This window comes from Brinjal little leaf phytoplasma, from assembly GCF_978563805.1.
Genome location: NZ_CEAFKD010000002.1, coordinates 1 through 11,633 on the forward strand (window position 1 = coordinate 1; position 11,633 = coordinate 11,633).

At 21.2% G+C, this 11,633-nt stretch carries 8 protein-coding genes; 1 reads left to right on the top strand and 7 read right to left on the bottom strand.

Annotation, left to right across the window (positions count from 1 at the left end; translation table 11 throughout):
* Window positions 1–176: 176 nt before the first annotated feature.
* From pth to ACTCUI_RS00625, 7 genes are all read right to left on the bottom strand, one after another.
* Window positions 177–749 (bottom strand): aminoacyl-tRNA hydrolase, encoded by a 573-nt coding sequence (gene pth / locus ACTCUI_RS00595; protein WP_463430772.1) that lies wholly within the window; start codon window positions 747–749, stop codon window positions 177–179.
* A gap of 122 nt (window positions 750–871) precedes the next feature.
* A complete protein-coding gene (locus ACTCUI_RS00600; protein ID WP_463430774.1) occupies window positions 872–3,703 on the bottom strand; it encodes a cation-translocating P-type ATPase in 2,832 nt (943 codons plus the stop codon).
* 150 nt (window positions 3,704–3,853) lie between these two features.
* A complete protein-coding gene (locus ACTCUI_RS00605) occupies window positions 3,854–4,642 on the bottom strand; it encodes an alpha/beta fold hydrolase (RefSeq protein WP_463430776.1) in 789 nt (262 codons plus the stop codon).
* A 28-nt stretch (window positions 4,643–4,670) separates the two neighbouring features.
* Window positions 4,671–7,244, bottom strand: a complete 2,574-nt coding sequence (locus tag ACTCUI_RS00610; RefSeq protein ID WP_463430777.1) for a valine--tRNA ligase — start codon at window positions 7,242–7,244, stop codon at window positions 4,671–4,673.
* Window positions 7,245–7,378: 134 nt separating this feature from the next.
* Window positions 7,379–7,963: a ribosome biogenesis GTP-binding protein YihA/YsxC gene (gene yihA / locus ACTCUI_RS00615; RefSeq protein ID WP_463430779.1), complete on the bottom strand. Its 585-nt coding sequence runs from the start codon at window positions 7,961–7,963 to the stop codon at window positions 7,379–7,381.
* Window positions 7,964–8,266: 303 nt separating this feature from the next.
* A complete protein-coding gene (locus tag ACTCUI_RS00620) occupies window positions 8,267–9,019 on the bottom strand; it encodes a hypothetical protein (RefSeq protein ID WP_463430781.1) in 753 nt (250 codons plus the stop codon).
* Between the two features lie 122 nt (window positions 9,020–9,141).
* Window positions 9,142–10,527, bottom strand: coding sequence for a Wadjet anti-phage system protein JetA family protein (locus tag ACTCUI_RS00625; RefSeq protein WP_463430782.1), 1,386 nt, complete (start codon window positions 10,525–10,527; stop codon window positions 9,142–9,144).
* 699 nt (window positions 10,528–11,226) lie between these two features.
* Between ACTCUI_RS00625 and ACTCUI_RS00630 the strand changes: the two genes are divergently transcribed.
* A complete protein-coding gene (locus tag ACTCUI_RS00630; RefSeq protein ID WP_463430783.1) occupies window positions 11,227–11,616 on the top strand; it encodes a hypothetical protein in 390 nt (129 codons plus the stop codon).
* Window positions 11,617–11,633: the final 17 nt, after the last annotated feature.

An 11,633-nucleotide genomic window follows, 5' to 3' on the forward strand; every position in this document is an offset into this window, starting at 1 on the left:
CATATATAAATATATTTAATAATTTTTATTGAATTAAAATTATTTAATCGTTTAAAATATCATCTTCAGTTTTCAAAGAAATAAGTTTAATCATAAGATATAAATAAAAAAATTAATTCTTAAAATTAGCAACACATTATTATAACATATAAAAAATAATTTTAAAAAAATTATTATTATTTTATTTTTACAAAATTTAAAATTTTATCTATAGCCAAATCTTTAATAAAATACATTAATATATCTCCAAATAAAGGAAATTTATCCAAAATTGACTTTTTAATTATTAATTCAAAAGGACTCAAAACATATTCATTTAAAGATTTCGAAGAATCACGACCTACACCTATCTTTAATCTTTTAAATTTATTAGTTTTTAAAACTTCTATAATATTTTTTATACCATTATGGCCACCATGACCAATTTTATTTTTTAGTTTAAAACAACCAGCTTTTAAATAAATATCATCATATAAAACCAAAATATCCTCTATATTGATTTTATATTTTTGCATAATATTTTTTATAGCTGCTCCAGACAAATTCATATAAGTTTGTGGTTTTAATAATATAATTTCTTTTTCATTTATTTGACATTTATAAACTAAACTTGATGATTCTTTTGTAAATTTTATTTTTACATTTTTTTTCAAATAATCTAAAAAATAATCAATCATCATAAAGCCTATATTATGAGGAGTATTATCATAAATTAAACCTGGATTACCTAAACCAACAATAAGTTTCATTATTTTCAACATTTTCCTTTATTTCAATAATTAAAAATCTTTATAATAATTTTTTTTAATAAAATATTATCATCTTAATAATATTTTATTAAAAAAGAAAAAAATTAAACTTTTTTTTAAGTTTAATTTTTTTGTAATTTCTTTTTATTATTAATAAATTTATAAATAAAATCAAAAAATAATATTATAAAAATACATGAAGACAACACGATATAATTTTTAAATGGTATTCTGACTGTTCCAAAAAAATTGTTCAAGACTGGAATTTGTGAAATAAAAATAAATAAAATTAATTCACATAAAATACCAAAATACAAAAGAATATTCTTTTTTTTAGAGGTTTGCCAAAAATAAAATTTATCAGATCTACAAGCAAAAACATTACCTATTTGAGTGAAGATAACGGCTCCAAAAGCCATAGTAGAGGCTAATTTAAAATGTTCAAAATCTATTAAATTTGTAAATTTACAATTTTGTGCAAAAGAAATTATATTTTGACCACTTGAATAATGAAAATAACATAAAAAGAAAATTAAAGCTAAAGTGCCTTCAATTAAGCCTAAAAAACCATAACCTCTTTTCAATAATTTTTTATCTAATAAACGATCATGTTTAGTAATAGGTTTTTTGTCTAACAAACTACTTTGAGCTTCTTCCGCTCCTAAAGCTATAGCTGGAATTAAATCAGTTATTAAATCTATAGCTAAAATTTGCATAACAGTTAAATAAAGCGGCACTCCAAACATAGCCATAAAAATAACAGGAAAAATTTGAGGAATATTAGAGCTAAAAACGTAAGTTATAAATTTTTTAATATTATCGTAGATACCACGAGCTTCTAAAAGTGCTTTTGGAATAGTAGAAAAATTATCATCTAATAAAATCATATCAGCTGTATTACGAGCAACATCTTTACCAGATTTACCCATAGCAATACCAATATGAGCGGCTTTCATGGCTAAAATATCATTAACTCCATCGCCTATAACACCTACCACTTCTCCATTAGAACGATAAGCTTGTATAATTCTTAATTTATGTTTAGGAGTTGTGCGAGAAAATAAGATAGGCTTAGGAATTTTTAAAATATTTTGCAATTCCTCTTGAGACATTTTATCCATTTGTAAGCCGTCTATATTTAAATATTGTTCATCTTTAATAATACCTACTTGTTTGCCAATTGCTACAGCTGTTGGACCGTAATCACCGGTAATAACAGTAACTTTTAAACCAGCTTTATATAATTTATCAATTGCATCACGTACTTCAACTTTAGGGGGATCATAATTTACTATAAAACCTAAAAAAACAATATCTTTTTCTTCATATATTTCTTGATTAGGTTCTAATTTTTTATAAGTGATAGCTAATAAACGATAACCTTGACTAGATAATTCTTCATTACGTTTAATAAAAAATTCTTTTTCTTGTTGAGTAAATTCAACTACTTGTTTATTTTTATACTGAAACTTACAATCTTTTAATAAAATGCTAGGCGCGCCTTTAATAAATACATATCTTTCATTAATATCATAATTTTCTTGAGATAAATTTTTGACTAAAACACTCATTTTTTTTATTTCAGACGAAAAAGGAATCATTTTTTCTACAACAAAATTATTTCTAATAGTTTGAATATCAAGACCATATTTTTTAGCAGCAATCAAAAAAGATCCTTCAGTAGGACTACCTATTATTTGGAAATCTTTTTTATTTACAGAATCATCAATCAAATTTGCTTCAGAACAAAGTATAGAGGCGATAAATATTTTGCTTAAAATCTTATCATTTTTTTGTTTATCAAAATTTTTAAATTCCCCCTCTTTATTCAAGCCATTACCTGTAATATCAACAAACCCACCAGGAAATAATATTTTATTACAAGTTATTTTATTTTCTGTCAAAGTACCTGTTTTATCTGTACAAATAACAGTAGTAGAATTCAACGTTTCAACAGAAAATAACTTTTTAATTAAAGCTTTTTGTTTCGCCATTCTTTGAGAACCGATTGCCAAACTCAAATTAATAGTAGGCAATAAACCTTCTGGAATATTTGCAACCAACATTCCCAAAGCAACAGTAATAGATGCTTTGAAAATCTCAAAATTAGATTTCACAGAATCACTACTAGTGCCATAACGCCATAAACAAATTAAAAAAACAAATAAAGCTAAAGACGAAGCGATTATACTGATTATTATAATAACTTTATGAATTTCTTTTTCAAGAGTGCTTAAACCTTTATCAATATTTTGTACTAAATTTGAAACTTCTCCAATTTGAGTATTATTAGCTATAGAATAAATAACAGCTTTAGCACTGCCTTGGACTACTGTTGTTCCTGCATATACTAAATTTGGTATTTCAGAAATAACTTCAATATTATCAATATTAGGGCCACAAGTCCTATTTAAATGAATTGTTTCGCCAGTTAACATAGAATTATCTACATAAAAATTATTAGTCTCTATTAATCTTGCATCAGCAGGAATATTAGTTCCCATATCTAAAAAAATTACATCACCAATGGTTAATTCCGTTACATCAATAAATTTCGCTTCACCATCGCGATAAACTTGAATTTTATTAGAAATCATATCGCCTAAAGAAGATAAAATCTTACTAGCTTTACGTTCTTGAAAAAAAGAAAAAAAACCATTAACAATTACAACTGTTAAAATAGCAATTCCTACAGCAGTTTCATTAATAGAAAAAGCTAAAAAACCTGATATTAATAATAAAATAGCAAACATAGAAGTAAATTGTTTAATAAATTGCTTAATAACATTTAAATTTTTATTTGATTTCATAACATTTAAACCATGGATCAAATGTCTTTTTTTTACTTCTTCAATATTTAAGCCTTTTGAGCTTGTATCAAAATATTTTAAAACCTCTTCTGAAGTCAAACTACTTATTTTTAAAATATCTTGTAAAACATTATTATTATTCATATTATTATCTGATTACCTCTTTTTGAAAAAAATAAAATTCGAAAATATAAAAAAATATTTTCTTTCAAAAATTTTATTTTATAAATATTTTAATTATAATCAATTTTTATTTAATTATCATAAATAAAAATATAGAAAAAAATAAGTAAATTATGAAATTCTTTTATCTAACCATTCAATTATATTACTCAAAATTTTTTCCGATTCTATATCATGAAATAAATTATGATAAGTTTTATTATATATTTTAATTTTTTTATCTTTTGACAAAACATTATTAAATAAAAAAACACCATTACGATAAGATACTATTTGATCTTCTAAACCATATAAAAATAAAACAGGTAAATTATAAAGATATAATTTTTGTTTGAGGTAACGTAAACTTAAAAATAACAAATTACGTAACAAACGCGAAGTTACGTATTCTAATCTATAAGGATTGTTAGGATATCTAACAAATGAATTAACGATTTTAGAAGAATTAAAATTAAGTTTCTTTTTTTTAAAATTAAACAAATACAAAGGATACTTTAAATATTTATTTAAATGAGAAGGTATAAAAACTGGAGCTGAACTGATAACAACGCCATCCACATCTCCATATTTAACTACATAATTCTGAGTAATAATCCCGCCCATACTATGACCTATTAAAAAAATCTTTAAATTATTTTGTTTTCTCACAAAATCAATAATAGTTTTTAAATCGTCTATCCAAACATGAAAATTAGAAATATCACCTTTATTTCCGATACTTTTTCCATGTCCTCTCACATCATACAATAAAATATTATAATCAGCACTATTAAAAACGCTTCCTAAATAATCAGAATAATCTCGACTACTTTCGCCTAATCCATGAGTAAAAATGATATTAGCTTTAGGTTTTGCCGCAGTTTTCCAAACTGTAAAATGAATATTTTTATTTATAAACATAACTTATATTTCTTCATTAAAATTTTTTTTATTTTTTATTATTTTGTTTTAATTTATTCAACTTATTTAAATATTTTTGATATTTTTCTTTTTCCTCTTGAATCTTGTTAGGATGAGCTTTTGACATAAAAGATTTATTACTTAAAATTTTTTCGCTTCTTTGGATTTCTTTTAAAAGAAGTTCTTCTTGTTTAATCAAATTATTTTTTATTTCTAAATTATTAATTTGATTCCAAAATTTTTGTTCTATCAAAATAGATATATCTTTTTCAGAAAATAAACAAAAATAATCTTTAAAATACAAATTATCACTAACTTCTATTTGACTTACTTGAAAAAAAGTAACTAAAATAGAATTAAAAATCTGTAAATCTTTTTTTTTCTGAAAAGGAACACTAATATATAATTTTAAATTCTTTTTGTTAATTTGATAAGATTGTTTCCAATTACGAAATTTCACAATTAAATTTTTTAAATTTTGAAAGTCTTCTAAAGCTTTTTCATTAAAATAATTAATATTAGGCCACGAATCATGAATAATAGATTTACCTAAGGTTAATTCTTCATAAATAGCATCAGTAACAAAAGGAATGAAAGGATGCAATAATTTTAAAATATTTGTCAAGACAAAAAATAAAACTTTCTGAGTGTTTAAATATTTTTCTTTTTGTTCTTTTAAGAAAATTTTCAAAAATTCTAAAAACCAATTACCAAAATCTTCCCAAATAAAATGATACAACAATTCTCCTATTATATGGAATTCATATTGTTGATATAACGAATCAACTTTTTGAATTAATTGAGAAAATTGACATAATAAAGCTTTTTCAGGTAATAATAAAAATTCTTCTTGAAAATTTTGATCTAAAATTTGAAGATTTATTTTTGCGAAACGACTTATATTCCAAATTTTATTAATAAAATTCCAACTATTCATGATTTTAGTTTCATCATAACATAAATCAGAACCATTAGCCACGCTTGTAGTTAAAAACCACCTCAAAGCATCTATACCGTATTTCTGAATAATATCTCGAGGTTCTATACCGTTTCCTTTAGATTTAGACATTTTTTGTCCTTGAGAATCTCGAATTAAACCATGCAATAAAACATTTTGAAAAGGTTTTTGTTTCGTTAAATAAAAACTTTGTATTACCATTTTAGTTACCCAAAAAGTTAAAATATCATAACCAGTAACTAAAACATCCACAGGAAAACGACTTTTTAACGAAGAATCTTTTTGCCAAGGCCATCCTAAAGTACTAAGAGGCCATAGAGATGAAGAAAACCAAGTATCTAAAACATCTGGATCTTGAATAAAACCATTACCTGGATTCTCTCTTTGAACTTTGATTTCATCATCTTTATACCAAACAGGAATGAAATGACCCCACCATAATTGTCTAGAAATACACCAATCTTCAACATTTTCTAACCAATTATTAAAAATTTTCAAAAATCTTTGAGGAAAAAAATTAATTTTATGTTTATTTAATGCAAAAGCAGATAAATCTTTCATTTTAATAAACCATTGTAAAGATAATCTCGGTTCTATCATATATCCTGAAATACTTGAAAAACCTATACTATGATTATAATCTTTTATCATAGACACTAAATTTAACTTTGTTAAATCATCTATTAATAATCGACGACAATCTAAAATACTCAAATTTTGATATTTTTGAGCTTTTTCATTCATGGTACCATTTTCATTGATACACAAAATCAATTTTAAATTATTTTTTTTACCTATTTGAAAATCAATCTCACTATGTGCAGGAGTTATTTTTACTACTCCAGTTCCAAACTTCATATCAACACAATTATCGCTAATAATAGGAATACAAGAATTAGTGAATGGCACCAAAACTTTTTTACCCATCAAATGTTGATATCTCGAATCTTTAGGATTAACAGCTAAAGCTTGATCAGAAAAAATGGTCTCAGGCCTTGTAGTAGCGACTTCTAAAAATAAATTAGAATCGTGAGATAAAAAATATTTTAAATAAAAAAGTTTCCCTTTAACTTCTTTATAATTAACTTCTATATTAGATAAAGTTGTTTTAATAAAAGGGTCCCAATTAATAATTTTATAATCACGATAAATTAAGTTATCTTCATATAATTTAATAAAAACTTTTTCTACTGTTTCAGTTAAAGAAGGATCTAAAGTAAATTTTTCATATTTATAATCTAAAAATAAACCCAGAGAAGCCCATTGCTCACGAATCATTTTAGAATAATCTTCTCGCCATAAAGCGGCATATTTCAAAAAAATCTCTTTATTTAATATCTGATCTGTAAAGCCTTCTTCTCTTAACTTTTGTTTAATTTTATTTTGAGTAGCTATACCCGCGTGATCCATTCCAGGTAAAAAAAGAATATCATAACCTAACATTTTCTTATGTCGAACCAAAATGTCTTGTAAAACATTATTCCATGCATGTCCTAAATGCAATTTACCTGTAATATTAGGAGGCGGTATCACAATAGTAAAAGTTTTTTTATTCAAATCATTTATAGTTTGAAAATAATTTTTGTCTAACCAAGTTTGATATCTTTTTTTTTCTACCAATTGAAAAGAATATTTTGATTTCATAAATATATTTTGTTCATCCTAAATATGTGTTATTCACAATAATACAATTTCTTTTTATATAAAAAAATCCAAATAAAAATACAAAAAAATCAATTATAATTATTTATAAATACAAAAATAACAATTTATACTTATTATATCGTGGCATAAATTAAATCCATAATATTATCTAATCCTTCTCGGGACTTACAAGAAAGTAAATACATTGGTATTTCTTTATAACATAATTTATTAAAAATTTTTTTTATTTGTTCTAATCTATATTTTATCTTATTAATTAAAACTTTATCTTTTTTATTCAAAATTAAAATAGGATTAAAATTATATTGTTTTAATATTTGATATATTTCTAAATCCAATGAAGTTGGACCTACTTTAAAATCTATAAAATGAAAAATTATTTTAATATTTAAATTATTTTGTAAAAATTTGTTCATCATTTGGATAACATTTTCTTTAATTTGGAAACTTTTTTTCATATAACCATAACCAGGAGAATCTACCAAATAAAAAGAATCATTCAATAAAAAATAATTTAAAGTAAGTGTTTTTCCTGGCGTTTTCGAAACTAAAGCTATTTTTTTTTTATTCACTAAAAAATTAATAAAAGAGCTCTTACCAACATTACTTCTTCCGATCAAAAAAATTTCTGGTAATAAGGGAAGTGGACGATATTTTAAATCAGTAATACTTTTTTTAAAAATAGATTTTATATTCATTATCATATTTACCTAGTTTAATAAATTATTTACTATTGAAACAATTTATAATCAAAATAATTTAATTTTATTCAATATCAATAATTATATAACATATAACAATTATTATAACTGAATAAATTTCAATTTTATATTAAAAAAATAAAAATTTTCATGATTCATATCCCCTTAGGCAAATATAAATAAAAATAATAATTTAACCCGATATATAAAAAAATTGAATTGCTAATTTATAACAATTCAATTTTAAATTTATAATTTATACCATTTTAAGTGATTAAAACAAATAAATAACTAAATGACTCATTTTGAATAAAAATTATAATATTTATATGAATAAATATTATAATTTTGATGATTTGTTTTTTGAATTCTTTGACCTTTATCATTATATTTATAAGTGAATAAAACAAAATTCTTTGTTTTCGTATTATACGATTTAAAATATGCATTTTGTTTATAACAAATATCAGAATAATAAATTTTTTGTCCTAAATCATTGTATTTATAATGAAAAATTTTTCTTTGAATACAACGACCACATTTATGTGATACAAATTTAATTTTTTGAATCTTTTGACCTTTATCATTATATTTATATTGAAATTTAATTTTTCCTTCATTATTTCTTATATTAATGATTTGATTTTGATCATTATATTCATATATATCAAAATTATCATATTGATCGAGAATAATTCTTTCATTTGAAATAAATCTCAACATAATTTGATTTTTTTCATTATATTTATATTTATAAAATTTATTTTGCTCTATATCTTCTTTTTCTATAAGATTCAAATGAGAATCATAATTATAAATAACTGCTTTTTTATTATTTTGACTATCGTTATATTTAGCCACAAGTTTATCGCTCCAAATATTTTCTTCTTTTTGTGTAACATTTGGTAAATCCTCTTTTATTTTAAAGCAAAAAGACAAACAATTAGGCCAACAACCAATGCCATATATTTTAGAAATACTATGATTAAAACAAAAACAAAATATAAAAAAAATTAAAAAATATTTATTAATCTTTTTTATCTGAAAATACATCCAAACATTTCTTTCTAATCTTTTTTTATTTTTTTATAATGCAAAACCTAAAATATAATATTATTTTTCTTTCTAAAACCATCATAAGTATATATTCAAATTATTAATTTTAGAAATTAAAATTAATTTGATTTTTTAAAAATTAAAAAATCCAAAAAAGAAAAATTATAAGAATTCACTTTTACATTTAACTTTTTAATTTGATATACATTATCATAAGTATTTGATCTAGCATAAATATAAATTAAAATAAGCCGAGTCATGTCATGATTTGTTTTTAAAATGATTTCTGATGCTTTCAAAGTTTGTTTTTGATTTAAACATTCCTTCACAAATAAATTAATATTCTTATGAGTTAAAAAATCTTTTTGTTCTAAAATAGATTTTTTCTTTTCTTTCAGATTTAATTCTATATCTTCAGGAATCACATCCAACATAGAAGTCATTATTTCTAGTTTCTTTACTCTTGGTTTATAAAAAGATAAATCATCTAAATTTTTAATATTCCATAAATTAATAAAAGATGAAGCATCTATTTTTTCATTTAAAATCAATTGAATAAAATAGTTCAAAAGATTTTCAGTATTTTTTTTTTGATTATCAAAAAATAAAATTTTAGCACAAGCGGTTTCTAAATATTGTTCATTTTTTTGATCTATAATATTAATTAATTTATCAGTTGATATTAAATTTGTTTTAATTTCTTGAATTTGATTCTTAATCAAATTAATATTCATTTGTGAAGAATTTTTATTAATTTTTTTTAATTGATTATTCATTTCTTGAAAATAAATAGGATTAGTTTCTATTTCTTTAAGAAACAAATTAATTTGAATACAATATTTCAAAAAATTATCAGTTGTTTTTAAAATAAAATAAGAAGAATCAAAAAAATTTTTCTTATAATCAAACAACAATTGCTCTAAAACATTTTGTAAATTATAATTAAAATTAAGATTAATTAATTGATTATAAAAACGAAAAATAATAGTTTTTAAAATTTTTAATTTTACTAAAAGACTTTTAGTTTTTAAAAGAGATTCTTGAAAAGAAGTATAATTTTTTTCTACTAAAAAAGATTTTAAAAGAGAATAAACACTATAAATATTTCCGATAGACTCTGGTTTCGCTTGATAAATATTTTTTTTAAAAAAATAAATCATTTCTAAACTATAATCAAAAAAATGAATATTAGTGATATTATAGCTAATTTTTTCTTCGCCTATCCAACCATGTTTATATAAAGAAGCCAGGACTTGAGAAGCTTTTTGACGATTATCAGTAACAAAGTCTTGTTTATTTATTTCTTCTTGAAATAAAATCCGATTTTTTTCTACAAAATATTTCTCTAAACTATTCAAAGCTATATTTTTTTTAATATTAAAATCATCATCTTCATCAGCTAATTTTTCTAAAAGCAAAAGACAGTCAATATAAATATCTTTATTAACAGAAGATAATAATTGAAAAAAATTAGAAGGGATAATTTTAAATAAATAAGAAGACATATATTAATTCAGTCCTTTAAGCATAATTTCTTCATATTTAGTAAAATATATAAAAATTTTGATATAAACAATAAATATAATTAATTTAAAAAAAATAATTAATAAAAAAATAATTCATTTTTAATTATAAATAAATTATATTAAAATATATAAAATTGATAAAAAAATGTGTAATTTTTTTATAAAATATAAAGTTGAAATTAAAATAATTTTTAATTTTAATTAAAAATTAATTAAAAAAATAAAAATTAATTATTAAATAATTAAATAAATTATTATAATAGGATTAAATTATAAAAAATGGATAATTGAAATTTTTTATAAAAATTTATTTTTATTTTTGAAAATTATTTTAAAATATTTATATTATTTTCCTTAACGTTAGCTTATCAAAATAATTTGTTAATCTTCTATTTTATAGTAAAATAATACAATTAAAAAGAATTTGATTTTTTTAAAAATTATTTTTAGAATTCACTTATTTTTTATTTTTTTTATTCTTTTAATTTATAATTTTGAACTATTAAATACAAATGTAAAAAAATACAAAAGAACAAAATTATTTTGAAATGTAAAGACGTTAAGTAAAATATAAAAAAATTCCTTATTTAAACTAAAATCCTTCTACATAATTACCTCGAATAAGGAATAAATAATGTTATATAATTATTTTTAATAATGAAAGGATAATTCTAAAATATGAATTCATTTATCGAAACTATATTACTTTTTTTCAAAATTTCTGCGGCTGTTTGTTGTGGTTGTAATACAATAGATCTTTATAAAGAAGAAACCAATAGACATTGGGAACCTATAAAACAAGAAATATATTTAGATTACCATAAAAATAAATTAGAACAAATGTGCGTAAATATTTTAGAAAACGCAGAAAATAAAAATTATGAAATCGTATTCGAATATAATAATCAAATGAAAATTAATATAAAAGAAATAATAGAAAATATAGATAATTTAAATATTGAACATATAAAACAATTGAAAAAAACAATTAGTGATTATTATAAAAAGAAGTATAATAAAATTTTTTTATTTTTTAATATTAAATTTAAATATCAAAGCAACTATTGATTGATCGAAATTTAAAA